Here is a 24,917-nt window from a genome sequence, read left to right as displayed (position 1 = left end):
GAAACGATTGGACGCCCCGCCCGCGGATGAACGACCGTGCAGAGAGATCCCCCCGACCGAAAGGCTGGTCATGACGTCGCCGGCGCTGTCTTTTGCAGATCAGGTGCGCTCGGTCGTCGCGCGGCACCGTGACGACCGGGGCGCGCTGTTGCCCATCCTGCACAGCCTCATGGAAGAGCTGGGCCACATCGATCCGGCGGCGATCCCGATCCTGGCCGACGAGTTGAACCTGTCGAGAGCCGACGTACACGGCGTCGTCACCTTTTATCATGACTTCCGGCAGACGCCGCCCGGCCGGACGAAGGTCCGGATCTGCCGGGCGGAGGCGTGCCAGGCGGTGGGCGGGGACGAGCTGGTCGAGCGGGCGAAGAGCCGGACCGGCGTCGGACTCGGGGAGACCACGCCGGACGGCGCGATCACGCTGGAGCAGGTCTTCTGCCTCGGCAACTGCGCGCTCGGCCCGTCCGTCCAGGTCGGCGACCGGCTGTACGGCCGGGTGGGGGCGCAGCAGCTCGATCGCCTCCTGGAGGGCGCCGCGTGACGAGCGAGCCGACGACCGTGTACGTCCCGCGCGACTCGGCCGCCCGTTCCGTCGGCGCCGACCAGGTCGCCGAACGCATCGCCGAGACGGCGGGGCCCGGCGTCCGCGTGGTGCGGAACGGGTCCCGCGGCATGTTGTGGCTGGAACCGCTGGTCGAGGTGGCGACCCCGGCCGGGCGGGTGGCGTACGGACCGGTGAGCCCGGACGACGTGGACGGCCTGCTCGCCGCGGGACTGCTGGACGGCGCCGAGCACCCCCTGCGCCTCGGCCCGGCCGAGGAGATCCCGTGGCTGCGCGACCAGACGCGGGTGACGTTCGCCCGGGTCGGCGTGGTCGACCCGCTCTCCCCTGACGACTACGTCGCCCACGGCGGGCTGGCCGGGCTGACGCGCGCCCTGTCACTCACCCCCGAGCAGGTGGTGGCCGAGGTCACCGACTCCGGGCTGCGCGGCCGCGGCGGCGCGGGCTTCCCCGCGGGCATCAAGTGGAAGACCGTGCTCGGCGCCGCGTCGGAGCTCAAGTTCGTCTGCTGCAACGCCGACGAGGGCGACAGCGGCACCTTCGCCGACCGGATGCTGATGGAGGGCGACCCGTTCACCCTCATCGAGGGGATGGCGATCGCCGCCTGGGCGGTCGGGGCGAGCGAGGGGTACGTCTACGTCCGCTCGGAATATCCCGACGCCGTGGCGACGCTGCGTACCGCGATCGACGCCGCCTACGAGCGGGGCTGGCTCGGCAAGCGGGTCCTCGACCGCGACTTCAGTTTCGACCTGTTCGTCCGGGTGGGCGGCGGGGCGTACATCTGCGGCGAGGAGACCTCCATGCTGGAGAGCCTGGAGGGCAAGCGCGGCATGGTCCGCGCCAAGCCGCCGATCCCGGCCCTGGAGGGCCTGTTCGGCCGACCCACCGTGGTCAACAACGTGCTCACCCTGGGCTCGGTGCCGATGATCATGGCTGCCGGCGCGGCGGCGTTCGCCGGGCTCGGGGTGGGCCGCTCACGCGGCACCCAGGTCTTCCAGCTCGGCGGGAACGTCGCCCGCGGCGGCATCGTGGAGACCGCGTTCGGCATCACTCTCGGCGAGCTGGTGGAGGGGTACGGCGGCGGCACCCGATCGGGCCGGCCGGTGCGCGCCGTGCAGGTCGGCGGGCCGCTCGGCGCCTACCTGCCGACGTCCAGGTTCGACCTGCCCATGGACTACGAGGCGTTCGCGGCGGCGGAGGCGATGGTCGGCCACGGCGGCGTGGTGGTGTTCGACGACACCGTGGACATGGCGGCGCAGGCCAGGTTCGCGATGGAGTTCTGCGCCGCCGAGTCGTGCGGCAAGTGCACCCCGTGCCGGATCGGCGCGGTGCGCGGCGTCGAGGTCATCGACCGCATCGTCGCGGGCCGGGACAGGACCCGCGACCTGAAGCTGCTCGACGACCTGTGCCACCTGATGACCGAGGGGTCCCTCTGCGCGATGGGCGGTCTGACGCCGATGCCGGTGCGCAGCGCCCTCACCCACTTCCCCGGCGACTTCGGAGCGACGACGGAGGAACGGCGATGAGCCTGATCAAGGAGCAGGACTACGGCACTCCGGCGCGCTCGGGCGAGGCGACCGTGGCCGTGGAGATCGACGGCAAGCAGGTACGGGTCCCGGAGGGAACCTCGGTGATGCGCGCCGCGTCCGAGTGCGGCATCGACATCCCCAAGCTGTGCGCGACCGACAGCCTGGAGCCCTTCGGCTCGTGCCGCATGTGCCTGGTCGACATCGACGGCCGCAAGGGCTCGCCGGCGTCGTGCACCACCCCGGTGGCCGAGGGGATGAAGGTACGCACCCAGACGCCGGAGCTGGCGGAGCTGCGCCGCGGCGTCATGGAGCTGTACATCTCCGACCACCCGCTGGACTGCCTGACCTGTCCCGCCAACGGCGACTGCGAGCTGCAGGACATGGCAGGACAGGTCGGACTGCGCGAGGTCCGCTACGGCTTCGACGGCGAGAACCACCTCGACCTGCCGACCGACAGCACCAACCCCTACTTCGACTTCGACGCGAGCAAGTGCATCGCCTGCTCGCGCTGTGTGCGCGCCTGCGGTGAGGTGCAGGGCACGTTCGCCCTGACGATTGAGGGGCGCGGATTCGACTCGAAGGTCGCGGCCGGCGCCGGCGGCACGTTCATGGAGTCCGACTGCGTCTCCTGCGGCGCCTGCGTGCAGGCCTGCCCGACCTCGACGCTGCAGGAGCGGTCCGTGGTCGAGCTCGGCATGCCGAACCGCACCGTGCTCACCACCTGCGCCTACTGCGGCGTGGGCTGCTCGTTCAAGGCGGAGCTGCGCGGGGACGAGGTCGTGCGCATGGTGCCGTATAAGGACGGCAAGGCCAACGAGGGACACTCCTGCGTCAAGGGCCGGTTCGCCTTCGGCTACGCCTCGCACCCTGACCGGCAGCTCAAGCCGATGGTGCGCGAGCGGATCACCGACCCCTGGCGGGAGGTGGAGTGGGAGGAGGCCATCGGCCACGTCGCCGGCCGGATGCTGGAGATCCAGGCCAGGCACGGCGCCGGCGCGATCGGCGGCATCAGCTCCTCCCGGTGCACGAACGAGGAGGTGTACGTCGTGCAGAAGATGGTCCGCGCCGCCTTCGGCAACAACAACGTCGACACCTGCGCCCGCGTCTGCCACTCACCGACCGGCTACGGGCTCAAGCAGACGTACGGCACGTCGGCCGGCACCCAGGACTTCAAGTCCGTGGAGAAGGCCGACGTCATCCTGCTCATCGGGGCCAACCCGACCGACGCCCACCCGGCGTTCGCCTCGCGGATCAAGCGCCGGCTGCGCCAGGGGGCCAAGATCATCGTCGCCGACCCGCGCCGGATCGACCTGGTCAAGTCCCCGCACGTCCAGGCCGAGCACCACCTGCAGGTGCGGCCCGGCACCAACGTGGCGCTGATCAACGCCATGAGCCACGTCGTGGTGACCGAGGGCCTGGTGGACCGGGAGTTCGTCGCGGAGCGCTGCGAGGACTTCACCGATTGGGAGCGGTTCATCTCCGCCCCCGAGCACAGTCCCGAGGCGGTCGAGGAGATCACCGGCATCCCCGCCGCCGAGCTGCGGGCGGCGACCCGCCTGTACGCGAGCGCGGGCAACGCCACCATCATGTACGGCCTCGGCGTCACCGAGCACAGCCAGGGCTCCACCATGGTGATGGGCATGGCGAACCTGGCCATGGCCACCGGCAACATCGGCCGCGAGGGCGTCGGGGTCAACCCGCTGCGCGGCCAGAACAACGTGCAGGGCTCATGCGACATGGGCTCGTTCCCGCACGAACTGCCCGGCTACCGGCACGTCTCCGACGACGTCGTACGCGGCACGTTCGAGACGCTGTGGGGCCGGGTGCTCGACCCCGAGCCGGGCCTGCGCATCCCCAACATGTTCGACGCCGCGATCGACGGCACGTTCCTGGGCCTGTTCGTGCAGGGCGAGGACATCGCCCAGTCCGACCCGAACACCAAGCACGTCACCGCCGCCCTGTCGGCGATGGAGCTGGTGGTCGTGCAGGACCTATTCCTCAACGAGACCTCGAAGTTCGCGCACGTCTTCCTGCCGGGCACCTCGTTCCTGGAGAAGAACGGCACGTTCACCAACGCCGAGCGCCGGATCAACCGGGTCCGCCCGGTGATGGCGCCGAAGACCGGCAAGCACGAGTGGGAGATCGTCTGCGAGATCGCGCAGGCGATGGGCTACCCGATGAAGTACGACGACTCCGCGCAGATCATGGACGAGATCGCGATGACCACGCCCACCTTCGCCGGGGTGTCGTTCGCCAAGCTCGACCAGGTCGGCAGCGTCCAGTGGCCGTGCGACGACGCGGCGCCGGAAGGCACCCCGATCATGCACATCGACGGGTTCGTCCGCGGCAGGGGCCGGTTCGTGCTCACCGACTACGTGCCTACCCAGGAACGCAGCACCCGCAAGTACCCGCTGATCCTGACGACCGGGCGCATCCTGTCGCAGTACAACGTGGGCGCCCAGACCCGGCGTACCGGCAACACCGCCTGGCATCCCGAGGACGTGCTGGAGATGCACCCGCACGACGCCGAGGTGCGCGGCATCCGCGACGGCGACACCGTCGCGCTGACCAGCCGGGTCGGGGAGACCGGCCTCCGGGTGAAGATCGACGACCGGATGCCGGTCGGGGTCGTCTACACGACGTTCCACCACCCGGTGACCGGCGCGAACGTCGTCACCACGGAGAACTCCGACTGGGCGACCAACTGCCCCGAGTACAAGGTGACCGCGGTCCAGGTGACGCTCAGGCACCCGGCTCCGGCGGGGATGGTGTGAGCACGTGACCATGACGCGGACGCCTCCGCACATCCGCATGGCGAACGAGATCGCGGTGCAGTTCAGGCACCGCGACCCGGCCTGGGCGGCCGAGCGGATCGCCGAGCACATCCGGGCCTTCTGGGATCCCCGGATGCGCTCCATGCTGGTCGCCGACGCCACCGGCGCCACCGACGGCCGCCTCGACCCGCTCGTCTTGGCCGCCGCCGCGCTGCTGTCCCCGGCGCCCGGCCCGGGGTCAGGGCAGCGGTCGTCGTCCTGAGACGGTCAGCAGGATGTCCTTGACCGGCAGCTCGACGGGCTCGCCCGTACCGAGCTCGATGTCGGCGTCGGTGCCGCGCAACCGCACACCTGTCAGATCGACGCCGAAGTAGGACAGGCTCCGGTCGTCCGCGCTCGCCAGCACGAGGGCGACGCGTTCGGCCGGAGGCGCGGGCAGTCCCAGCGGCTCGGTCATGTCGAGGCCGTGGATGATGTCGTGACTCAGCGCTCCGGCGAGCCCGCCGCCGGGTGGCCGCCACTCGTTGGTGACGTTCTCGCGCAGGCAGGCGAGGAGGGCGGCGTCGGGCATCCGGGTGGTGTCCTTGCGGGCGGCCCGGTCGGCGTACCGGTCGAAGGAGAAGCGGGCCGCCGCCAGTCCTGCCACGAACCGGGGCAGGCTCGTACGGAACGGCGCCGTCATGTGGGCGACGACCTCACGAACCCGCCACCCCGCGCACAGGGACGGGCTGTCCCAGCTCTGGGCGGGGAGGTCGGTGAGCAGGCAGGTCAGTCGTTCTCTCTCGGCGTGGATGTGCTGCTTCAGTTCCGCGTCGGTCGATGACATGGGTGTGGCCTTCGGGTCGTGGTGGACATGTCGCCTCTTGTACGACCGAAGGCAGCCGGACTCATCGGTCCTTCCTGATCAGCTTCGGGCACGTCAGGCAGGCCGAACTCGGCGAAACGGTCACCCCAGCCCAGGAACGTGACGACCTCGCTGATCCGCCCGTCCCTGAGTTCGAGCACCAGCAGGGCGAACGGCACCAATACCCCGTTCTCGTCCGGCCGGTACTGACCGAGCGTCCAGCACCCGTTGGCCGGTTCGCCGAAGATCAGCCGGTCGTCGCCACAGGCGTCCGACGCCGACATGACCGCGGCGATGTGCGCCGCCCCGTCCAGCCACCACGCGAAAGGCGGCATCCCCGACCGCGCGTCGTGCGCCAGCACGGCGACGAGTTCCTGCACGTCGTGCGCCTGGAACGCCTTGACGTAGCGGTGCAGGAGGTCGAGCTGAGTCACGTCGTCCAGCCGCGGAGTGTCGGCCGGGTGCGGCCGGTGCCGGTCCAGCGTCGCCCGCGCCCGCTGCAGCGCGCTGTTGGCCGCCGCCACCGACGTCCGCATGACCTCGGCCGCCTCGACGGCGCTGAACTCGAGCACGTCCCGCAGCACCAGCGCGACCCGCTGCCGCGGCGGCAGCCGCTGCAGCGCGGCGATGAAGGCCAGCCGCAGCGTTTCCCCGCGCATCGCCAGGGCGGCCGGGTCGGCGGTCCCCATCACCCGGGAGTCCGCCAGCGGCTCCACCCACCGTGCCGCCGGCAGCGGAACGCCGAGGTCGGCGCCGCCGCTCGACGCGGGCCCCATGTCCCACGGCAGCGCCCGCCGCTGCGCGCTTCTGAGCATGTCGAGGCAGACATTCGTGGCGATCTTGTGCACCCAGGTCGAGAGTGCCGCCCGCTCCGGGTCGAAGCCGTCGATGGCCCGCAACGCGCGCATCATCGTCTCCTGCACGGCGTCGTCGACGTCGCTCGCGGAACCGAGGATGCGGTAGCAGTACCCGGTCAACGGCCCCCGCAACGACTCCAGCATCGCCGGCGGGACATCGGATCCATCCTTCACAGCCACCCGCCCATCATGACGTCTTCGACATCCAGGACATAAGCGATCAGGCACTCGCGGTTCCTGCGCGTCGGTTTCGAGACCATCAATCTGCGCCTGGCCGGCTCAGGCTCGGCGACGTGCCGGGAAACGGCCCGCCGTCGTCGGGCCTGAGCCGCCTCGGCCGAACGAACTGGGAAATCCCATGGATGTTTCTTCCAACCCGGAATTCGAAAAGGCAGGAAATGGCGGGAGCGACCAGTCCGCCGTCAGGGCGCTCCAGGGTTTTCGCCCGATGAGCAGCGTGATCGACACTTCGGGAATGGGCATCGAAGTGCGGGTCGAGCTCAAGAAGAGCGTGCAGTGCTTCGATTGGCACATGATGTTCGCCCTTTACGGGGTACCGGTCAAACTACGGCCATCTGATCGGCGAGCTGGTGTTCCGGCTGACCGGGCTGTCCCTGCGCGCGTTCGTCCGGCAGCACCTCGCCGGGCCGCTCGGCGCCGACTTCCAGCTCGGGGTGCGCGACGAGGACCTCGGCCGGGTCGCCGACGTCATCCCGCCGGCGGCCGGCCTCGACCTTTCCGCGCTCGACCCCGACAGCGTCGCCTACCGGACCTTCTCCGGGCCCGCGGCCGACGCGGCGGCGGCCAACACGCCGGCCTGGCGGGCCGCGGAGCTCGGCGCGGCCAACGGCCACGGCAATGCCGGGTCGGTGGCCCGAATCCTCGCCTCGTCCGCGCGGCTCCTCAAGCCGGCCACCCTCGACCTGATCTTCGCCGAGCAGTCGAACGGGCCCGACCTCGTCAACGGGCTGCACCTGCGGTGGGGCATCGGATTCGCACTGCCGGACCGGCGCACGCTGCCGTGGCTGCCGGACGGCCGCGTCGCGTTCTGGGGCGGATGGGGCGGATCCATGGCGATCATGGACGTCGACCGGGGTGTGACGATCGCGTACGTGATGAACGACATGGGCGCCGACATCCTGGGCTCCGCCCGCTCCGCCGCCTACGTCCAGGCCGTCTACCGCGCGCTCGATGGATCCGCCGGATCAGTCCGCCCAGTGGAACCAAGCGTCGAACACGGTGTACGGCGGATCCCCGAGAACGGTGTCCACCTGAAGCCCCCGCTCTAACGGCAGGCCGAGTAGCCGAGCATCGAGCAGGCCGAGGTCGTGCCGATCGAGCACCTGACGGATCTGCCGGTATTCCGCCGCCCATCCCGGCGGAGCATCGTCCGCGACCAGCGGCAGCTGCGGCAGGCCGCGGCTACCGGCGCCGTCCGGCCCCGAGGATTGACTGCCGGGCGTGAAGAGCACCGCCACCGGCGCGAGCCGGCAGAGCGCCAGCGGCAGCCCTTCGACCTCCGTCCAGCCGTTCGCGGAGCGGCACGCCGAGCCGTCGCGTCTGGTGACGAAGACGTCGACGTACGACGCGTAGCCCGAGCCGTAGTTCCCGAACTCGGCATGGTGAACGCGTAACGCCGGCATGCGGTCGAGGTCGGCGACGACCCGCCGGAGGAACCCTTCGACCGAGGCAGCCCCGCCGGCCCAGGCTCCCGCCGTGCTCGCCGGTTGGTCGGTCACCGCGTTCCGGAGAGCTGCCGGATCGAGCGCGGCTTTTTCGGGTCCGGTCATCGCCTAAAGCCTAGTTAAAGCAGCCGTCGCTAGCGTGCTCCACGCGACCTGCCATCGACTTGCGGAAGGTGAACATGCCGGGCCAGTCTTCCCACTCCCGCGCCGCGCGGCTGCGCACGCTGATCGTCGATCATGACCACGCGACGCGTGCCCAGCTGGAGCGGCTTCTGTGCCGCCACCAGGAAGTCGAGCTGGTGGCCGCGTGCGCGACGGCGCGGGCGGCGGCTGAGGCGATGAAACGGCGCCGACCGGATCTGGTCTTCCTGGATCCGGGGCGGCCGGAGGAGGGCGGCTTAGAGGTGTTCGACGTTCTCCGGGGCCGTCGGCGGCCGGCTGTCGTGCTGATGGCGGCGGCAGGTGCGCCTCTGCCGGGTGCCGCGGAGGTTCATGAGGTCGATCGGCTGGTCAAACCGTGCGACCGGGTCGCGCTCCAAGACGCGCTGGCCCGGGTGGTCAGCCACCTGGCCGCTGATGGGCGATCGGCCGGGACGTCGCCGCTGGACCGCTTCTCCGGCGGTGAGCGGGTGGCCGGGCCGCCGCCGCTGAGCCGGCTGCCCATCGAGGGCGCCGGTCGAATCCAGTTCCTCGACCTGGCCGCCATCGACTACATCAGGGCCGAGGGCAAGTACGCGCGCATCCACGTCGGCTCCCGGACTCACCTCGTCCGCGGCACGCTCACGCTGCTCCAGGAGCGGCTGGATCCGCGGACGTTCCTGCGCGTGCACCGCTCGCTCATCGTGCGCCTGGACCGGATCCGCGAGGTCGAGATCCTCCGGCACGGCGAGCTGCGCCTCTTCCTGTCCACGGGCGACAGCCTCATCTCCGGGCGCACCTACCGTGACCAGCTCCGCCTTACGCTCGGCCTGCCGACGTAGGCCGTGACCGGCCGGCGGTCCGCCGCTGGTAGACGTGCACCGACCAGGGCAGGAAGGTCGCGATGAGAACCGCGCACCAGCCCAGCGCCAGCATCGGGGCGTGCTCCTGCGGCCAGCCGCCGGCCGCCGGGGCGCCGTCGCCGAGAAGGGCGCGCACCGTGGTGGTGACCGCGCTCATCGGGTTCCACTCCGCGATCAGTCGTACGGGCATCGCCATCCGGTCCGTCGGGACGAACGCGTCGGACACGAAGGTCACCGGGAAGAGCCAGGCGTAGCAGGCCACCTGCGCCGCCTCGGTCGAGCGGACGGCGCATCCGATCGTGACGCTGACCCAGCTCATCGCCAGGCCGAAGAGCATCAGCAGCCCGAACGCGGCCAGCGACCCCGCGAGCCCCCCGTGGGGACGCCACTGCAGGAGCAGCCCGCAGCCGGCCGTGACCGAGATCCCGAGCGCGCCCGTGATCTGCTGGGACAGGACGCGGGCGATGACGATGCTGGCGCGGGGCACGGGCAGCGATCGGAACCGGTCGACGACGCCGCGTTCGAGGTCCTCGGCCATGCCGATGCCCGCCAGAGCCGAGCCGAACACGACGGTCTGCACCAGCACCCCCGTGACCAGGAACGCCTGGTAGTCGCCCGCTGGCACCTGGATGGCGCCGCCGAGGACGAAGCCGAACAGCAGCACGAACAGCACGGGCTGCACGGCGACGACCGCGATGAGGTCGGGTGAGCGGCGCAGACGCAGCACGTTGCGCGCGCCGATCACGCGCGTCGCGCGGACGAGCGACGGTGCGGTCATCAGATACCTCCGAGGAAACCCCCGCCTTCAGGCGGGGGAGGAATCGGACCCCTGCGGAGCAGGACAGGAGCAGCCGGTTCGCCGTCAGGCGAACCGGCGTCAAAACGCCGCGCGACACGGCACGGTTCGTTAATCTGTTCGGCGGTGGCGACAACCAAGCCGCCGGACGAACGATCAGGAACACCCTCGCCGCCGGGCTGGCGGAGAGGCAAAACGCCTGTGGAGCTGGTGTAAGACCTCAACGAGAGTTTCCCTTCTCGGGCGGGCGACCGGCAGTGAAGCAGGAAGCCTCACGGGCGACCGTGGGAATCCCCCTCCTTTCGGAGGGGGAGGATGTCAAGTGAACGATCTCTCTTCCTGCCGGTGCTTCCTCGGCTCGCTGGTCAGGGCCACGAAGACGTCCTCTAAGGACGGGCGCCGCAGCGCCAGCTCCTCGACCTCGACGCCGGCCGAGGCGAGGGCCCGCACGGCCGTGCCGAGCAGCGCCAGCGGGTCGGTGGCGGCCAGGTGCGCCACGATCGCGCGGTCGCCGGTGGTGATCCCCGACAGGGCGAGCGTCTCCAGAACGGACAGCACCGGGCGGCGCTGGTCCGGATGCCGGAGGACGATCTCCAGCCGGGGCCCGCCCGCCTGCCGTTTCAGTTCCCCGGGAGTGCCGTTCGCGATCAGCCGGCCGTCGCGCAGCACGCTGACCGCGTCGGCCAGCCGTTCGGCCTCGTCGAGGTGCTGCGTCGTGAGCAGCACGGTCGTGCCGGCGGCGACGAGCTCGCCCACCAGCTCCCACACGTCCAGGCGGGCGACGGGGTCGAGGCCGGTGGTGGGCTCGTCCAGGAAGAGCACGCGTGGTCTGGCCAGGAAGGCCGCGGCCAGGTCGATCCGCCGGGCCATGCCCCCGGACATGTCGGCGACCGTCTTGCCGGCGAAGTCCGCGAGCCGGAGCCGCTCGGCCAGCTCGCCGGTCCGCTCGCGGGCCGCCGCTCTGCTCAGCCCGGCGAGCCGGCCGAGCATGTGCAGGTTCTCCCTGCCGGTCAGCCGGTGGTCGAGCGCGGCGTGCTGGCCGCACAGGCCGATGCGCTCGCGGACGAGGTGGGGGTGCGTCCGCAGGTTCGCGCCCGCCACGAGGACGTGGCCGCTGTCCGGGGCCAGCAGGGTGGCGAGGATGCGTACGGTGGTCGTCTTGCCCGCGCCGTTCGGCCCGAGCAGGGCGTGTACGGTGCCGCCGGGGACGACGAGGTCGAGGCCGTCCACGGCCGGTCTGCCGTGTTCGTACCGTTTGCGGAGCCCCTCGATGACGATGGAGCCGGACGCTGTCATCGTTTCCTCCCGGAGCGTCAGAGCCCGGTGACGGCGGCGATCCACCGCCAGAGCCAGCCGTACAGCAGGACCAGGTCGAGGCACACGCCCAGTGCGGCGAGGGCCGCGAACAGCCGGCGCACGCGCGGCGACCCGGCCTGCCGCGGCGAGGGGCTGTCGAGGACGGCGGCCACCGCGAAGTAGACGTCGGTACGGCGGTGCGTCCCGCCCTGCCAGATCAGCCGGGCCACCAGCACCGCGACGACGAGCCGGGGGAACCAGCCGCCGCCGAGCGCGGTCCAGCCAGCGAACGCGGCCAGCACGGCAAGATCGACGGCCACGCCGGCGCCGAGTGCGGCGAGTTGATGGGGTTTGGCCCACCCCCACGTGTGGGTCAGGTCGGCCGTCGTGACCGCCCGCCACCAGCGCAGGCGTACCCTCGGCAGCGGGCCGCCGCGCGGACGTCCCGTGAGCACGTGGGCGCTCTCGTGCAGCGCCGTCGTGACGACCGCCACCAGGACGGCGACGGCGGCCGCGAGCAGCGGGGGTACGCCCGGCGGGGCGAAGGCGCCGCCCGCCGGGACCGTTCCCGCGACGAGGAGCGCGGACGCGGAGAGCACGAGACCGGCGAGCGCGATCGGCGCGACCGCGCGCAGTAGCGCCGGGTGCGCGGGATCCGTCAGTTCGAGGTCCCTCGCGTGTTCCGCGCCGTCATCGACGATCCTGGCCAGTTCCTCGGCGTCCGCCGGGGTCAGCCAGGGCAGCGTTGCCGGCAGTTCGTCAGGGGTGATGCCCTGCTGGAGGTGCCGGGCCGCGTCTGCGGTGCGGGCGTCCACGATGAGCGGGCCGTCCCGGGAGGCCAGCGCCCACGCGTCCGGCCCGCGCCGGCGCAGCGTCACCGCCGGAGCCACAGCCGGAGTCGCTGTTGAGGCCGCTGCTGGGGTCGCCGCTCGGCTAGGCGCCTTCCCGGTACTCACGGAAGACCTCCCAGTCCGACTCCGTGCCCGTGCCGCAGGTCGGGCAGAGCTCGGGCAGCCGCGGCCAGTCGTTGAGGTGGAACGCGGTGCCCTCCTCGTAGTCGATCTCGAACTGCACGCCGACGGAGCGGGGCGGGGCGTAGCCGGTCAGGACCCGTACGGCCTCGTCCACGGCCACCGCCGAGAGCTGGAAGAGGGCGGGGGCGTAGGCGATGGACGGAGCCTCCCAGCCGCTGCGCATGAACCCGCGGAACTGCGCGACGAACACCGGGTCCTTCTGGCTGTAGTTGATGTTCAGGCAGTCGAAGCAGCCGGAGACGCCGGGGACGACGGTGAACACGCGGCCCCTGGTGACCTGGGACAGTCCGTAGACGCACGGGACGTTCCGCGCGACGCAGGCCGCGTTCACCCGGCGCTGGGCGATGAACGGCGGCTCGTCGATCGCGCAGATCACCAGGTCGACGCCGTCGAGCAGATCGGTGACGTCCTCGGCGGAGTCGACCTTCCGCACGTGCGGGCGCACCTCGACCCTGGAGTTCATCTGCCCGAGGGCGTCGGCGGCGGCGGTCGCCTTCGGCACGCCGATGTCCTTCTCGCGGTAGAGAAGCTGGCGGCCGAGGTTCGCCGCCTCCACGGAGTCGTGGTCGGCCACGATGACGCGGCCGACGCCGACCCCGGACAGCAGGGTGAGGAAGTTCGAGCCCGCGCCGCCCAGGCCGAGCAGCAGCACGGTGGAGTCCTGAAGGCGCTGTTGCGCCCGGTAGCGGTTGCCCGCTATCCCCTCGAACCGGCTGAAGTAGCGGATGTTGGGCAGCAGGCGGGCGTCGAAGTCGTCCTCGGTGTGCCCGCCCGGTGCCGCCGACTCGACGAAACCCTCGTGGTCGAGGGTGGCGATGCCGTCCAGCACGTCGGACACGCTCAGGTGGGGATGACGTCGCCGTACGGCCGCCACGACCTCCGGCACCGGCCGTCCGTCGAGCGACTCCGCGAGGTCCCACACCTCACCGCCGGCGTCGTCGAACTCCGCGGTGATGCCGAGCTGCGCGCCGATGCGGAATCGGCGGTCGTCGAGCCGGTAGCGGGGGTAGATCTCCTTGATGCGCGGATTCCCGTCGGCCGCGGGCTCCGCATCGGTCGTCTGGTTCGCAGGATGACCGGCCATGTCGCCTTTCGCTTTCCGTGAGATGTCAGCTGTCCTTCGGGGTCGGCAGCGTTCCTGAGATGCCGACGGGGAAGCGCGCCCCAGGCGGCCGTGTGGCCGCCCGGGGAGCGCTGAACCGTATGGCGTGGATCAGGCGACGATCCACCAGGCGGTGGCCTCGATCTTCTCGGGACGACGGATGACGATGCGCATGTGAAATCACCTCCATTCCTGGGACTTCGACCCCTTTCGAGCGGGTCTGATCTCATGGTGCGGAGTTCTCGGCGCCGCACGGCAGGTGGAGGTCACGAACGGGTGCAAGGGGACATCGAACGGGAGAGAACCCGGGACGACTCGGTCGGCGGCTCAGGTGGTGGAGCCGCGGACCTCGTTCAGGAGGTCGGCGGCCCGGGTCTCGATGGGCTTGGTGCCGATGGTTCTGGCGATCTCCACGGCCGTCTCCAGCTGGGCGGCGGCCTCCGTGGGCCGGCCGGCCACGTGGTAGAGCTCGCCGAGTGACGTCCGCACGCGGGCCTGGATGAGCCGGCTCTTCAGGCTCCGGGCGATGTCCACCGCCTGGGTCAGCACGACCTCAGCCTCCTCCAGCAGGCCCTGCCGCATGCTCGACTCCCCCAGCCCGTGCAGGGCCAGCGACTCCCCCACGCGGTCCCCGATCGTGCGGGCGCCGGCCAGGGTTCTGGTGAAGGCGTCGCGGGCCTCGTCGTACCTCTTCTCCCGCAGGTCGAGGCTGCCCAGCCAGTAGAGGGTCTGCGCGAGGCCGCGCGGGGTGTCCAGCGGCTCGTAGATCGCCAGGGCGGCCTCGAAATTGGTCCTGGCGAGCTGGAGCCGGTCCTGGTCGAGGTGGATCTGCGCGATGTTGCGCAGGACGAACGCCTCAGTGCCGAGGTCGCCCGCCGCTCTCAGCTCGTCCAGGGCCTGCTCGTAGCGGCTCATGGCCTGGTCGAAGTGGCCCACGAAGCGATCGACCATGGCCAGGTACGTGCGGGCGATGCCCTGGCCGTGCACGTCCCCCGCCTGCCGGAACAGCTCCAGCGAGCGGTCGTAGTCGGCCCGCCCCAGGTCGTAGAGCGCCTTGTCCACGTGGAGCATCCCCCGCCGCTGCAGCACCGCCGCCATGCCCCGGACGTCGCCCGCCCGTTCGGCCGCCGCGTAGCCGGTCTCCAGCATCGTGTGCTGGTCGTCGAGGTATTTCAGCAGCGAGAAGAAGATCGCGGTCGTGCAGGCCAGGTCCCAGCAGAGCTCCTCGTGCCCGGTGCTCGCGGCCAGGTGCACCGCGTCGACGATGGTCAGCCGCTCGGTCTCGAACCACTCCACCGGATCGGCGACCAGCTCCTCGACGTAGTCGGCGGGCAGGCGCGGGCGTCGGGGGGAACCGCGGACGATCTGGTGCTCGCCGCCGTACAGGACGCTGTACGCCTGTCTGCTGACCGACAGCAGGCAGCTCAGCAGGCGTTCGACGGCCTCCCTGCGTACCTGGGCCGAGTCCTCGGCCTCGCCCGTCTCCCGTGAGAAGAGCCGTACCAGATCGTGGAAGAGGTAGCGGGTCCGCCCGGCCGAGTCGGTCGCGGCGACTTGCAGCAACTGGGCGTCGACCAGGGTTTCGAGCAGCTTGTCCGCTTCGGGCACGTCGACATCGAGCAGCGCGGCGGCGGCCCACGAGGCGAAGCTGGTGGCCTCGATGAGCCCCAGCCGCCGGAAGGCGCGCTGCTCGTCCGGCTCCAGGCCCTGGTAGCTGAGCGCGAACACGGCCCGCACGTGCAGCGGCCCGTAGGCGAACTCGTCCAGTCTGCGTCGCTCGTCGCTGAGCAGCGACACCAGCGTGGTGGCGGTCCAGTGCCGCTTGACCGCGAGGCGGGCGCCGGCGATGCACAGCGCCAGCGGCAGATAGCCGCACAGCGAAGGAAGCTCCTGAGCCGCGGCGGGATCCCGGGCCAGCCGATCCTCTCCCACGATCCGTTCCAGCAGTGTGGTGGCCTGCGCCGGGCTCAGCACGTCGAGATCCACCTGCCGGGCGCCGGTCAGCGACCCCAGTGGCCTGCGGCTGGTGACGACGACGGCGCAGGACGGGCTTCCCGGCAGGACCGGCATGACGTGGGCCGTGTCGGCCGCGTTGTCCAGGATGATCAGGGCTTTGCGGTCGGCCATCTGCGTACGGAACAGCTCGGCCCGCTCGTCGAGCGTCGGCGGGATCGAGTCGCCGCCCACGCCCAGGATGCGCAGGAACCGGCTGAGCACCTCGGCCGGATCGACCGGCTCGGTCTGGGTCCCCGTGCCGTGCAGGTCCATGTAGAGCTGCCCGTCGGGGAACTCCGCCCGCAGCTCGTACGCCAGATGCAGGGCGAGCGCGGTCTTCCCCACGCCGCCCATACCGGCGATCGCCGCGATCGCCACGGTGTTCCGGCCCGGGTCGCACAGGTGGCGCCGCAGCTCCCGCCGGATCTCCTCGCGCCCGGTGTAGTCCGTCACGTCCGGCGGGAGCATGTTGGGCACCGCCGGGCGGGCCGGTTTCCGGCCGGCGGCGCGGGACTCCTCCGCCAGCAGCGCGGCGTGGGCGTCGCGCAGCTCGGGCGAGGGGTCCACGCCGAGCTCGTCGGCGAGCCTCTTCCTGGTGGCCTCGAACCAGCGCAGCGCCTGCGCCCTGCGGCCGGACGCGCCGAGCACGGTGATGAGGCGCGCGTGCAGGCGTTCGTCGTAAGGGTGCCGCCCGGCCAGGCGCACCACGTGATCGACGGCGTCCTGCGGCCGGTCGAGGGCGAGCGCGAGGTCGGCCACGTCCAGCACGGACGTCAGTTGCGCCGTGTCCAGCCGGTGCGCCTCGGGGCAGTCGCGCAGCCGTTCCGGGGCGCCGAGCAATACCGGGCCGCGCCACTCCGCCAGCGCCCGCTGGAGCAGGCCGAGCCGGCGCTCGGCGTCGCGCTCGGCCGCGGCCTCCTCGGTCAGCTCCGTGAAACGCGCGGCGTCCAGCCGGACGCGGGCGAGGTCGAGCCGGTAGCCCTGCGGGGTCAGCTCGATCGCGCCGGGCAGCGACATCCGGTCGCGCAGCCAGGTGCGGATGCGGGAGATCCCCGTACGCAACGCGCCCACGCTCGCCCCGGACGGCCCCCACACCCACTCGGTCAGCTGGTCTTCCGAGATCGGACGGCCGCCTCCGAGAGCCAGCCCGGCCAGCAGCCAGGGACCGTTGCGCCCGGGGACGGTCACCTCGCGGCCCAGCTTCCGGATCTCCAGGCCCCCGAGAACGCCGATCGCGAGCATGGCGCGTTCGTCCTGGTGAACCATACGTCTCCCCCCGGTACAGCCGTCCGCCAGGGTGACTGACACCCTCCACGCCTTCTGTAAACGGACTGAAATCGGATTCTGGCAGCATCCGTACTGATCACAGTCGGCAGGGAGGAAATACCACATGTTCCAGCGGAAACTCGCGATTCTCGTGCTGGCGCTCTCCACGCTCACGGGGGCGAGCGTCGGGACGGCCGCCCAGATCGACGCTCAGCAGCAGGCGCCTGTCAGTGTTCAGGCAGGTGAGTGCGAGTGGTGCTGACCACCGTACGGCGGGTCGTGCCGCCGTGCACGGGACCGGGATCGGGGGATCGTCGTCATGCACGAAATCATCGCCGCGCCTGTGGCACCGGCCGCCGCGACGCGGCCGGACACCTGGTTCGGCATCCTGGGGCCGCTCATGGTGACCATCGGGAGGCGGCCGGTCCACATGGGCGGGCCGCGGGCCCAGGCCACCCTCGCGGCGCTGCTCCTGGCCGAGGGGCGGATCGTGGCCATGGAGCGGCTCATCGACCAGGTCTGGGGGGACGATCCTCCGTCCTCCGCGCGTAACCAGGTGATGATCGCCGTGTGCGCGCTGCGCAAGGCGCTGCGTACCGGCGGCGGCGATCCCGATCTGATCGAGACCGTGCCGTCCGGCTACCGGATCCGCGCCGTCGACCTCGACGCCCATCAGGCGGAGGCCAACCTCGACCAGGCCCGTCAGGCGCCGCCCGCCAGGAGGGCGGCGCTGCTGCGGGAGACGCTCGGGCTGTGGCGCGGTCAGGTCCTCGCCGGGATCAGCAGCCAGCCGTTGCGCGCGGTCGCCGGCCGCTGGGAGGAGCTGCGGCTGAGCGTGCTGGAGGACTGGGCCGAGGCGGAGCTGGCCCTCGGCCGGCACCGCGAGCTGGTGGGGGTGCTCGGCGTGGCGGTGGCCGAGCACCCGCTGCGGGAACGGATCCGGGCCCAGCTCATGCTCGCCTTCCACCGGTCAGGACGTCAGGCGGACGCCCTGCACGTCTACCGCCGGGGGCGTGCCGTGCTGGTGGAGGAGCTGGGGCTGGAGCCGGGTCACGTGCTGCGCACCATGCACACGGCGATCCTGCGCGACGAGCCCGCCCTGTGACGCCGCTTGTCACCCCACCTCGTGCGCGTGCAGGAGTTGTTCGAGGCGGGCGTTCTGTTCCTGGAGCATGGTCAGGGACTGGCGGGCGAAGGCGGCTCGTTCGGCCGGGTCTTCCGGCATCGGCGGGGCGATGTTCGGTTGCAGCCGGGACGTGCGCAGCCAGGTGTCGAGGTCGTCGTCGCCGGCCCAGCGCAGCGCCTCGGCGTTCGCGGACAGGGCGAAGCGCAGCCAGTCCACGTCGGTTCTCGGGTTCGGCGTGACGGGGCACAGGTCGTTCTTCACGGTGTCGTCCGGATAGGCCGCCTCCACGTGCGCGATGAGGGCGGCGCTGAACACCGGCTGGCAGACGCGGACCGACTGCAGGGTGATGAGGCCGTCCTGGAAGATCGGGACGACGGGGAGCTGTTTGGCGGCGTCGGCGGTGCAATCCACGTGCAGCGCCCCCGGGCCGACGGGGACGGCGCCGCCGTCGAGTTCGATCTCCGTCTCGGTGATGCGTTTCACCCGGCCAAGGCGCACGACGTCTTCGATCCGGCGTAGTCGTTCCAGCTCGGCCTGGGAGACGGTGGCGCAGCGGAAGGCCGTCGGCCGGTCGTCGGGGAAGATCTTCAGCAGGGCGCCGGCGGCGTTGAGCCGGTCGAAGAGGTCGGGCAGGGATGCGGCGCTCATGACGGCTTCGTGTTTGGCCAGGAAATCCCGCCCGATGTCCTCGGCACGGCGGAGCGGGATCGGCTGCACGGTGACGCGGTCGATGAGCCAGGGCGCGCGGGGCATGATCCACGTCAGGCGTTCAGGGGCCAGGCCCTGCTCCAGCAGCCAGAGGCAGGCGTCGATCCCGGTCTTGCCCGCGCCGACGACGACGTACCGCTCATAGGGGTCGCGGATGGCCGGCAACGCGTTCGGCGGCACCACCTGGACGCCGGCGGCGACCGGGAACTCGGGCGGGCGCATCGCCGGGACGGTCACGCCCTGGTAGGTGGTGTCCACGACCCTCCGGCGTACGGTCACCTCGTACGCGTCGCCGGAGGTCGTCAGGTGGAAGCGGCCGGCGCCGTCGTACTCGGCCATGGGGAAGTACGACACCCGGCCTGAGGGCAGGAACGTCTGCCGCATGACCTGGTCGTAGTAGCTGCACACCTCGGCGGCACTGGCCAGTTCGTAGAAACCGGCGTTCAGGCCGGTCCGGTCGATCGTGTCGTCGCCGAGGGGGCGGGAGTTCACGCCGTACATGGCCGACGGCTGATGCAGCCGTACGTACGGGTAGGCGACGGTCCAGTGGCCGCCCGGCTGGTGGTAGCGGTCGACCATCACCACGGTCGCGTCCGATTCGCTCAGCAGCGTGTCCACGAAGGCCATCGCCGTCGCGCCCGCGCCGATCACGAGGTAGTCGGCCTCGATCCTGGTCGTCATCAGCTGCTCCTGTTCTGGGAGTTCAGTTTCAGTCTGAGAGTTAACTCGCAAAATCGGAGGTTACACCACGATTTGAGCGGGCGCGGTTCTCCCAGGCCAGCGGGCGTCGCGCAGGCGAGGCGTACGATGACCGCTGCAGCTGTGACCGTGCGTTGAGGAGCGAAGCGCGACGTGGTGACGAGTGAACAGCCCGGAAGCCGATCGTCCGGAGGAGCCTGGGAACGCAAGCGGGCCAGGACCAAGCAGGCGATCCAGCGGCACGCACTGCGGCTGTTCGGCGAGCAGGGCTATCACGCGACCACGGTGGAGCAGGTCGCGGCCGCCGCGGATCTCGCGCCGAGCACGGTCTTCCGCTACTTCCCCACCAAGCACGACCTGGTGGTGCTCGACGACGACCTCCTGATGATCAGGCCGTTCATCGCGGCCTTCCGCGAGCAGCCGCCGGAGCTGGGGGTGCTGGCCGCGCTGCACAACGCCGTACGCACCGCTTTCGACGAGACCGGCGCCGCCCGCTCCGAGCACGTGGAGATCCAGGACCGGGCCCGGCTGGTGGTGACCATTCCGGAGGTGTGGGCGGCGAACATGGGCAGCCTGGCCTCCAGCATGCGCGGGATGGCCGAGCTGTTCGCCGAACGGGCCGGCCGCGACGCCACCGACCCGGAGATCCTCAGCCTCACCAGGATGCTCTGCGGATCCATGACGATGGCGTGGCTCGCCGCCGGCAGCGGCGGCGCGTTCGACCTGCCCGCCGTGCTGGAAGAGACCGTCGCCCGCCTGCGGACCGGCTTCCAGCTGTGACCTCGCGTGCTGCCCGCCAGGTCCGGCGCGATCATCCCTGTAGGACACACTTGTCCCATGCATAACGAACGGCTCATCACCCGCGTCGGCGGACTGTTCGCTCTGGTCGGCCTGGTTCTGCTGGGCGTCACCCTCGTGCTGGCCGCCTCCACGGCGAGCTTCCTGGCCTCGGCGCAGCGAACGGACGGGACCGTGATCGAGCTGACCGCCCGCACCAGCACGACCCGGGATTCCGACGGTCGTCATCGCCGCAGCACCACGTGGTACCCGACCGTCACGTTCACCGTCGCGGGCAGGCAGTACTCGTTCGAGAGCTCCACCGGCAGCAACCCGCCGGCCTACGCGGAGGGCGAAGCCGTACCCGTCGCCTACGACCCGGCCGATCCGCGCGACGCGCGGATCTCCTCGTTCTGGTCGGCCTATCTCGGCCCGCTGATCACCGGCGGCCTGGGCGTGGTGTTCACGCCGCTCGGTCTGCTCCTTTTCGTGCGCGGACGGCGGATGGCCCGGCGGCGAGCCTGACCGTGGCCGCGGTCCCGGACGCCGGGTCGCCGGCCGTCGCGCCCGCAGGGGAGCTAGGCGTCCGAGCCGTTCAGCAGGGCGTGGTGGAGTGAGTCGCGCAGCCAGCGCTCGGCCTTCTCCAGCGACCAGCCGTTGTCGTCGGTCAAGGTGAAGTAGGCGTTGTTGTTCAGGTAGAACCAGAGCGTCTCCGCGGCTTCCTCCGCGTCGGCGCCGGGTCGCAGGGCGCCCAGTTCGGCCAGGCGCCGGGCGGTACGGGTGAGGCCGTCGCGGAGGCTGGCCTGCGCGGTCCGTAGCGCCTGGGCGGCGCCCGCGTCGTGCGGGGCGGTGTCGGCGACCACCCGCATCAGGTCGCGGGAGTGCTCGAAGCGGACCCGGGTGGCGTTGACGATGAAGCGCACCAGTTCGGCCGCGTCCGTCGCGGCGGCGATGTGGGCGTGGGTCTCGGCCACGTCCGGCGCGGTGGTCCTGGCCTCGATGATCGCCTTGAGCAGGCCCTGCTTGCCGCCGCCCACCGCGTACACCGTGGCCGGCGCGACCCGGGCGGCGGCCGCGATGTCGTCCACGGTGGTCGCGAAGTAACCCTGGGCGCTGAACAACTCCCGCGCGGCCTCGTGGATCGCCCGGCGGGTCGCCGCGGCGTACTCCGCCCGCCTGCTCGCTCCGGCGCTCTTCGATGACCTGGTCGGCACGGGAGGCATGCTACCCGCCCGGTTGATCAGAGTTAGACTCTGATGAGCAGAGCATGTCTCTATTCATAGGCTTGGAGTCGCAGGTGAACTACGTTTTCGTTCCGGGGGCCTGGCACGGCGGGTGGTCGTGGCATCCGGTGGCCCAGCGGGTGGCCGACGCCGGTCATCGGGGCATCGCGCTGACCATGCCCGGCCTCTCGGCGGGTGACGACGCGCGTGAGCCGCGGCTGGCCGACGCGGTGACGTACCTGGTCGATGAGGTCGAGCGCCGCGACCTCACCGACGTCGTGCTGGTCGGCCACAGCTGGGGCGGCATCCCGATCGCCGGCGCCGTACCGCGGCTGCGCGGCCGCCTGCGCGGGATCGTCTTCGTCAGCGCGTTCGTCCCGCGTGCCGGTGAGTCGATGGCCGACGCGATGGGCCCGGAGGTGGGCGCCTTCCTCCGTTCGACGATCGCCGCGTCACCCGACCACACCGTCTCCGTGGACTTCGAGTCGTTCCGTCAGTCCCTCATGCAGGACGAGCCGGAGCAGGTGCAGCGGCTCGTGTACGACCTGCTGGTCCCGCAGCCGGGGAACTACATGCTCGACGCGCTGGACACCGTGGACTTCGCGGGCCTGCCGATCGCCTACCTCCTCGCCGAGAAGGACCGGGGGCTGGCCGCGCCAGGCGCCGAACTCGCCGCCCGCGTCGGCGTCGAGCCGGTGCCGCTGCCCGGCACCCACGAGACCATCCTCACGCACCCGGACGACGTGGCGAAGGCCCTGCTCGCCGCGCTGGACTAGCGTTTCCTGGCGGTCGAGTCGCGTTCCACCAGCGTGGGGGCGATCAGCTGCTTCAGCGGACGGGCGCTGCGCCCGCCCGCGATCTCCTCAAGGAGCAGATCGGCGGCGATCTCGCCGACCTCCTCGGCGGGCAGCCGGACCGTGGTCAGCGACGGCGACAGGAACGCGGAGAACGGATGGTCGCCGAAGCCGATCACCATCAGGTCGTCCGGCACCTTGAGCCCGTGCTCCGCCAGCGCGCGATACAGGCCGAGGGCGAAGTAGTCGTTGCCGACCACGACCGCGTCCGGCAGCCTGGCCCGGCGTAACATGCGGCGGGCCACCTGGTAGGCCTGCTGCGGCTGCCACGGCAGGGCGGCCTGGTCGTGGCGGCGGGTGGGCACCCGCATGACGCTGCCCCGCGGCATGGACAGGCCGGCCTCGGTCATGGCGCGGCGGTAGCCGGCGATCCGGTCGGCGATGGTGGTGATCGGCAGGTCCTCCTCCAGCACCACGATCGAGCGGGCGCCGCAGGCGATCGCGTGCGCGGTCGCCCGATAGCCGCCGAGCTCGTTGTCGGTGCCGACGAAGCGGTAGCCCAGGTCGGGCAGGTCCCGGTTGAGCAGCACGGTGGGCACGCCGACCGCGCCGAGCCGCTGCCACGGATCGGCGCCCGCCTGCACCGGTACGACGATCGCCCCGCTCACCGACGACCGCAGCAGCGACTCCGCGGCCCGCGCCTCGTTCTCCGCCGATTCGTCGGTCACCGTCAGCAGCAGCGAATAGTCGTGCTCCCGCGCGCGTAACTCGATGCTGGAGATCAGCTGCGCGTAGAACGGGTTGGACGGGTTGGTGATGACCAGGCCGAAGGTCATCGCGGAGCCGGTCACGAGCGACCTGGCCATGCTGTTCGGCACGTAGCCGACCCGCTCCGCCTCGGCGCGTACCAGCGCCCTGGTCTTCTCCCCGATGCCGTCCTTTCCCGACAGGGCACGCGAAACGGTGTTGACCGACAGATTCAACGCCGCGGCGATGTCCCGCAGCGTGTGACGCCGGCCCCCGGCCCTGCGCATGCCCTGCTCCCGCTCGCTCCCGTGCCTTCTCCCGGTCGCGCTCAGCTCTTGGCGGTGAGATAGATGCGCAGCTTCGCCGACGGATTTCCGCCGGTCACGGTGCCGCGCAGCCGCAGCCACTGGCCGAACCGCTCGACCGGCCAGGTCACCAGGCCGGGACCGGTGACCACGTGCTCGTGGCCGTCGAGGTCGCACCAGGTCAATCCGTCCGGCGAGATCTGGGTGACCAGCCGCACCGCGACGTCCTCGCCGGACGCCGAAAGGGTGTGCACGAACCACCGCGCCTCACCGGCCCACGCCACCTCGTACGGTTCCGTCGCGAAATCGGCGTCGAAAGTCGTGTCCCGTTCGAGAACCGCCGTCTGCACCTGCCGCATGAACGTCACCACTCCGTGGAAATGAGAACCGAGTCGAGGAACAGGAAGTTGCGCACCGACGAATGGGTGCGCACCGAGAAGTAGAAGTTCAGCAGGTTCTCGAGCGAGTCGTAGCGCTCCTCGTACGGCGGCACTGGAATCGAGGACATGTCCATGACCCGGTCGTTGACCTGCAACTCGACGCTGCGCCGGGCGCCGGTGTCGATGACCCAGCGCAGGTAGTGCCAGTTGACCTTGGTCGGCACCTCGTTGTAGCAGAGCTCCTGCGGCTCGCCGAACGGCTGCCAGTCCTCCGGGTTGGGCGCGGTGAAGTCGGCCCCGTAGGCCAGTTTGACCTTGCCCTCAAGGTGCTCGCGCGGCGTCGGCTCCGGCACGGTCGGATAGACCCACTGCCGTGACAGCGTGTTGTCCAGCGTGGTGTTCAGGTAGCGGGCCACCGTGTGGTAGCGCAGGCCGCCGTCGCCGCAGAGGTCGGTCGCCACGGTGAAGCAGCCGAACTGCGCCTCCGACGGGTGCAGGTTGCCGTCCCAGGTGACGTCGCCGAACTGGTCGCCCGTGCTGCCGTCGATGGTCGCCTCGGCCTTGAAGGTGAAGTACGCCTCGATCTGCAGCAGGCCGCGCCCGCTCATGGTGAGCCGCCTGATGGCGGTGGCGGTGTGCCCCTCGTAGGGCCGGGTGGCCAGTTTGAGGGCGTACGAGCCGGTCATCGCCCCGTGGCTGCCGATGTCGAAGAACGAGCAGTTGGACAGCTGCGGCGGCCGGAAGTCGCGCATGTGGTCGTCGACCGTGGACAGGTCGCCGTTGCCGTTGTAATTGCCCAGCAGTTCGGTCCAGCCATGGGCGCCGGAGTTGAAGTCGTCGTAGGTGAGGATGCGCCGAAGCGGGGAGAACTTCGACAGCCTCGGGTCCGCCGACAATATCGCGGCGCGAAGTTCTGCGGCCAGGTCTGGCCGCTCCGTCATGGTCATGCCGGAGGCTCCTGGAAAAGGTTGAGGCCATACGGAAATGGCGAAGGTCCACGCCCGGCCGATCGACCGGAGCGGATCACACGGTTGGCCCGGACATTAACGTTCATGTTGAACGGACGTCAACCCTGCGGGTGACCGCCTCACGTCCCGTCCGATGACATGGTGAATCACATATGCGCAGGTCAAAGCAGAGAAGTCGAGATCGTTCAGGACGGTGTCAAGCGGAAAAGCCGATCCCGACCCTTGACGCCCACGATCCTCAGTCCTAGCATCAGCCACCAATCGCATTAACGTTAATGTTGCGAGCCGGTCATCCTGCCGCTCCCCTGCGGCCGACGGCTCGCCGCCTCTGTGGACCACCCTCCGAAGTCCGGCCGGCTCGCCTGCCGGCCCTCCTCCACCCTCAAGCCGTCACCGCCAGACGCCCGCCGCGTCCTGGCTCACCCAGGAGTTGCCTGGCGATGCTGAAA

At 71.0% G+C, this 24,917-nt stretch carries 24 protein-coding genes; 11 read left to right on the top strand and 13 right to left on the bottom strand.

Going from position 1 to position 24,917, the window contains the following annotated elements:
* Nucleotides 1-70 precede the first annotated feature (70 nt).
* Genes OIE67_RS50630 through OIE67_RS50615 form a run of 4 tightly spaced genes read left to right on the top strand, consistent with a single transcriptional unit; the run spans nt 71 to nt 5,127 of the window.
* Nucleotides 71-541, top strand: coding sequence for a formate dehydrogenase subunit gamma (locus OIE67_RS50630; protein ID WP_326634131.1), 471 nt, complete (start codon nt 71-73; stop codon nt 539-541).
* Nucleotides 538-2,088 carry a formate dehydrogenase beta subunit gene (locus OIE67_RS50625; protein WP_326634129.1) on the top strand — a complete coding sequence of 517 codons (1,551 nt, stop codon included), beginning with the start codon at nt 538-540 and terminating at the stop codon, nt 2,086-2,088. Before OIE67_RS50630 ends, OIE67_RS50625 begins: the two co-directional genes overlap by 4 nt.
* The gene (gene fdhF / locus OIE67_RS50620; protein ID WP_326634127.1) at nt 2,085-4,865 is read left to right on the top strand and encodes a formate dehydrogenase subunit alpha; all 2,781 of its coding nucleotides are present in this window, start codon (nt 2,085-2,087) and stop codon (nt 4,863-4,865) included. The genes OIE67_RS50625 and fdhF overlap by 4 nt, the downstream gene beginning before the upstream one ends.
* Before the next feature lie 10 nt (nt 4,866-4,875).
* Nucleotides 4,876-5,127 (top strand): formate dehydrogenase subunit delta, encoded by a 252-nt coding sequence (locus OIE67_RS50615; protein ID WP_326645736.1) that lies wholly within the window; start codon nt 4,876-4,878, stop codon nt 5,125-5,127.
* On the opposite strand, the gene OIE67_RS50610 is transcribed toward OIE67_RS50615, so the two are convergent.
* Both OIE67_RS50610 and OIE67_RS50605 read right to left on the bottom strand, forming a co-directional pair.
* The gene (locus tag OIE67_RS50610) at nt 5,104-5,691 is read right to left on the bottom strand and encodes a maleylpyruvate isomerase family mycothiol-dependent enzyme (RefSeq protein ID WP_326634126.1); all 588 of its coding nucleotides are present in this window, start codon (nt 5,689-5,691) and stop codon (nt 5,104-5,106) included. The two genes, OIE67_RS50615 and OIE67_RS50610, sit on opposite strands and share 24 nt — an antisense overlap.
* Nucleotides 5,667-6,746: an RNA polymerase subunit sigma-70 gene (locus OIE67_RS50605; protein ID WP_326634124.1), complete on the bottom strand. Its 1,080-nt coding sequence runs from the start codon at nt 6,744-6,746 to the stop codon at nt 5,667-5,669. The genes OIE67_RS50610 and OIE67_RS50605 overlap by 25 nt, the downstream gene beginning before the upstream one ends.
* A 395-nt stretch (nt 6,747-7,141) precedes the next feature.
* Here OIE67_RS50605 and OIE67_RS50600 point away from each other — a divergent pair, with 395 nt between their 5' ends.
* Nucleotides 7,142-7,855 (top strand): serine hydrolase domain-containing protein, encoded by a 714-nt coding sequence (locus OIE67_RS50600; RefSeq protein ID WP_326645735.1) that lies wholly within the window; start codon nt 7,142-7,144, stop codon nt 7,853-7,855.
* Here the strand turns inward: OIE67_RS50600 and OIE67_RS50595 are convergent.
* Complete coding sequence (locus OIE67_RS50595) at nt 7,772-8,356, bottom strand: hypothetical protein (protein ID WP_326634122.1); 585 nt, start codon at nt 8,354-8,356, stop codon at nt 7,772-7,774. The genes OIE67_RS50600 and OIE67_RS50595 overlap by 84 nt on opposite strands.
* Before the next feature lie 74 nt (nt 8,357-8,430).
* Here OIE67_RS50595 and OIE67_RS50590 point away from each other — a divergent pair, with 74 nt between their 5' ends.
* Complete coding sequence (locus OIE67_RS50590; RefSeq protein ID WP_326634120.1) at nt 8,431-9,231, top strand: LytR/AlgR family response regulator transcription factor; 801 nt, start codon at nt 8,431-8,433, stop codon at nt 9,229-9,231.
* Here OIE67_RS50590 and OIE67_RS50585 read toward each other — a convergent pair.
* The 5 genes from OIE67_RS50585 to OIE67_RS50565 form a co-directional block, all read right to left on the bottom strand.
* Nucleotides 9,209-10,030 carry an ABC transporter permease gene (locus OIE67_RS50585; RefSeq protein ID WP_326634118.1) on the bottom strand — a complete coding sequence of 274 codons (822 nt, stop codon included), beginning with the start codon at nt 10,028-10,030 and terminating at the stop codon, nt 9,209-9,211. The two genes, OIE67_RS50590 and OIE67_RS50585, sit on opposite strands and share 23 nt — an antisense overlap.
* A 336-nt stretch (nt 10,031-10,366) precedes the next feature.
* On the bottom strand, nt 10,367-11,344 hold the full coding sequence (locus OIE67_RS50580) for an ATP-binding cassette domain-containing protein (protein ID WP_326634115.1): 978 nt from the start codon (nt 11,342-11,344) through the stop codon (nt 10,367-10,369).
* 17 nt (nt 11,345-11,361) lie between these two features.
* On the bottom strand, nt 11,362-12,234 hold the full coding sequence (locus tag OIE67_RS50575) for a hypothetical protein (RefSeq protein ID WP_326634113.1): 873 nt from the start codon (nt 12,232-12,234) through the stop codon (nt 11,362-11,364).
* A gap of 43 nt (nt 12,235-12,277) precedes the next feature.
* The gene (locus tag OIE67_RS50570; protein ID WP_326634111.1) at nt 12,278-13,462 is read right to left on the bottom strand and encodes a ThiF family adenylyltransferase; all 1,185 of its coding nucleotides are present in this window, start codon (nt 13,460-13,462) and stop codon (nt 12,278-12,280) included.
* A gap of 345 nt (nt 13,463-13,807) precedes the next feature.
* Nucleotides 13,808-16,741 (bottom strand): AfsR/SARP family transcriptional regulator, encoded by a 2,934-nt coding sequence (locus OIE67_RS50565; RefSeq protein ID WP_326634109.1) that lies wholly within the window; start codon nt 16,739-16,741, stop codon nt 13,808-13,810.
* 124 nt (nt 16,742-16,865) lie between these two features.
* On the opposite strand from OIE67_RS50565, the gene OIE67_RS50560 reads away from it, so the two are divergent.
* Nucleotides 16,866-17,003 (top strand): hypothetical protein, encoded by a 138-nt coding sequence (locus OIE67_RS50560; RefSeq protein WP_181307583.1) that lies wholly within the window; start codon nt 16,866-16,868, stop codon nt 17,001-17,003.
* Between the two features lie 57 nt (nt 17,004-17,060).
* Complete coding sequence (locus OIE67_RS50555) at nt 17,061-17,846, top strand: AfsR/SARP family transcriptional regulator (RefSeq protein ID WP_326634107.1); 786 nt, start codon at nt 17,061-17,063, stop codon at nt 17,844-17,846.
* A gap of 9 nt (nt 17,847-17,855) precedes the next feature.
* On the opposite strand, the gene OIE67_RS50550 is transcribed toward OIE67_RS50555, so the two are convergent.
* A complete protein-coding gene (locus tag OIE67_RS50550; RefSeq protein ID WP_326634105.1) occupies nt 17,856-19,256 on the bottom strand; it encodes an NAD(P)/FAD-dependent oxidoreductase in 1,401 nt (466 codons plus the stop codon).
* A gap of 171 nt (nt 19,257-19,427) precedes the next feature.
* On the opposite strand from OIE67_RS50550, the gene OIE67_RS50545 reads away from it, so the two are divergent.
* Together OIE67_RS50545 and OIE67_RS50540 are read left to right on the top strand one after the other, a co-directional pair.
* Nucleotides 19,428-20,054, top strand: a complete 627-nt coding sequence (locus OIE67_RS50545) for a TetR/AcrR family transcriptional regulator (RefSeq protein ID WP_326634103.1) — start codon at nt 19,428-19,430, stop codon at nt 20,052-20,054.
* A 57-nt stretch (nt 20,055-20,111) separates the two neighbouring features.
* The gene (locus OIE67_RS50540; RefSeq protein ID WP_326634102.1) at nt 20,112-20,576 is read left to right on the top strand and encodes a DUF3592 domain-containing protein; all 465 of its coding nucleotides are present in this window, start codon (nt 20,112-20,114) and stop codon (nt 20,574-20,576) included.
* Between the two features lie 53 nt (nt 20,577-20,629).
* On the opposite strand, the gene OIE67_RS50535 is transcribed toward OIE67_RS50540, so the two are convergent.
* A complete protein-coding gene (locus OIE67_RS50535; protein ID WP_326634101.1) occupies nt 20,630-21,265 on the bottom strand; it encodes a TetR/AcrR family transcriptional regulator in 636 nt (211 codons plus the stop codon).
* Nucleotides 21,266-21,348: 83 nt separating this feature from the next.
* Between OIE67_RS50535 and OIE67_RS50530 the strand changes: the two genes are divergently transcribed.
* A complete protein-coding gene (locus OIE67_RS50530; RefSeq protein ID WP_326634099.1) occupies nt 21,349-22,050 on the top strand; it encodes an alpha/beta fold hydrolase in 702 nt (233 codons plus the stop codon).
* On the opposite strand, the gene OIE67_RS50525 is transcribed toward OIE67_RS50530, so the two are convergent.
* Genes OIE67_RS50525 through OIE67_RS50515 form a run of 3 tightly spaced genes read right to left on the bottom strand, consistent with a single transcriptional unit; the run spans nt 22,047 to nt 24,447 of the window.
* On the bottom strand, nt 22,047-23,102 hold the full coding sequence (locus OIE67_RS50525) for a LacI family DNA-binding transcriptional regulator (RefSeq protein WP_326634097.1): 1,056 nt from the start codon (nt 23,100-23,102) through the stop codon (nt 22,047-22,049). The two genes, OIE67_RS50530 and OIE67_RS50525, sit on opposite strands and share 4 nt — an antisense overlap.
* 41 nt (nt 23,103-23,143) lie before the next feature.
* Nucleotides 23,144-23,479 (bottom strand): hypothetical protein, encoded by a 336-nt coding sequence (locus tag OIE67_RS50520; protein ID WP_106241886.1) that lies wholly within the window; start codon nt 23,477-23,479, stop codon nt 23,144-23,146.
* Nucleotides 23,480-23,484: 5 nt separating this feature from the next.
* Nucleotides 23,485-24,447 carry a DUF6772 family protein gene (locus tag OIE67_RS50515; protein ID WP_326634093.1) on the bottom strand — a complete coding sequence of 321 codons (963 nt, stop codon included), beginning with the start codon at nt 24,445-24,447 and terminating at the stop codon, nt 23,485-23,487.
* Between the last annotated feature and the right edge of the window lie 470 nt (nt 24,448-24,917).

Source organism: Nonomuraea fuscirosea, from assembly GCF_035917475.1.
GTDB lineage: Bacteria > Actinomycetota > Actinomycetes > Streptosporangiales > Streptosporangiaceae > Nonomuraea > Nonomuraea fuscirosea.
This window is presented reverse-complemented; position numbering and strand designations above follow the sequence as displayed.

Coding starts and splice junctions, on each gene's coding strand:
- OIE67_RS50630 (WP_326634131.1), top strand. CDS start 71: ATGACGTCGCCGGCGCTGTCTTTTGCAGATCAGGTGCGCTCGGTCGTC.
- fdhF (WP_326634127.1), top strand. CDS start 2,085: ATGAGCCTGATCAAGGAGCAGGACTACGGCACTCCGGCGCGCTCGGGC.
- OIE67_RS50615 (WP_326645736.1), top strand. CDS start 4,876: ATGACGCGGACGCCTCCGCACATCCGCATGGCGAACGAGATCGCGGTG.
- OIE67_RS50610 (WP_326634126.1), bottom strand. CDS start 5,691: ATGTCATCGACCGACGCGGAACTGAAGCAGCACATCCACGCCGAGAGA.
- OIE67_RS50595 (WP_326634122.1), bottom strand. CDS start 8,356: ATGACCGGACCCGAAAAAGCCGCGCTCGATCCGGCAGCTCTCCGGAAC.
- OIE67_RS50590 (WP_326634120.1), top strand. CDS start 8,431: ATGCCGGGCCAGTCTTCCCACTCCCGCGCCGCGCGGCTGCGCACGCTG.
- OIE67_RS50585 (WP_326634118.1), bottom strand. CDS start 10,030: ATGACCGCACCGTCGCTCGTCCGCGCGACGCGCGTGATCGGCGCGCGC.
- OIE67_RS50580 (WP_326634115.1), bottom strand. CDS start 11,344: ATGACAGCGTCCGGCTCCATCGTCATCGAGGGGCTCCGCAAACGGTAC.
- OIE67_RS50570 (WP_326634111.1), bottom strand. CDS start 13,462: ATGGCCGGTCATCCTGCGAACCAGACGACCGATGCGGAGCCCGCGGCC.
- OIE67_RS50565 (WP_326634109.1), bottom strand. CDS start 16,741: ATGGTTCACCAGGACGAACGCGCCATGCTCGCGATCGGCGTTCTCGGG.
- OIE67_RS50560 (WP_181307583.1), top strand. CDS start 16,866: ATGTTCCAGCGGAAACTCGCGATTCTCGTGCTGGCGCTCTCCACGCTC.
- OIE67_RS50555 (WP_326634107.1), top strand. CDS start 17,061: ATGCACGAAATCATCGCCGCGCCTGTGGCACCGGCCGCCGCGACGCGG.
- OIE67_RS50550 (WP_326634105.1), bottom strand. CDS start 19,256: ATGACGACCAGGATCGAGGCCGACTACCTCGTGATCGGCGCGGGCGCG.
- OIE67_RS50540 (WP_326634102.1), top strand. CDS start 20,112: ATGCATAACGAACGGCTCATCACCCGCGTCGGCGGACTGTTCGCTCTG.
- OIE67_RS50525 (WP_326634097.1), bottom strand. CDS start 23,102: ATGCGCAGGGCCGGGGGCCGGCGTCACACGCTGCGGGACATCGCCGCG.
- OIE67_RS50520 (WP_106241886.1), bottom strand. CDS start 23,479: ATGCGGCAGGTGCAGACGGCGGTTCTCGAACGGGACACGACTTTCGAC.
- OIE67_RS50515 (WP_326634093.1), bottom strand. CDS start 24,447: ATGACCATGACGGAGCGGCCAGACCTGGCCGCAGAACTTCGCGCCGCG.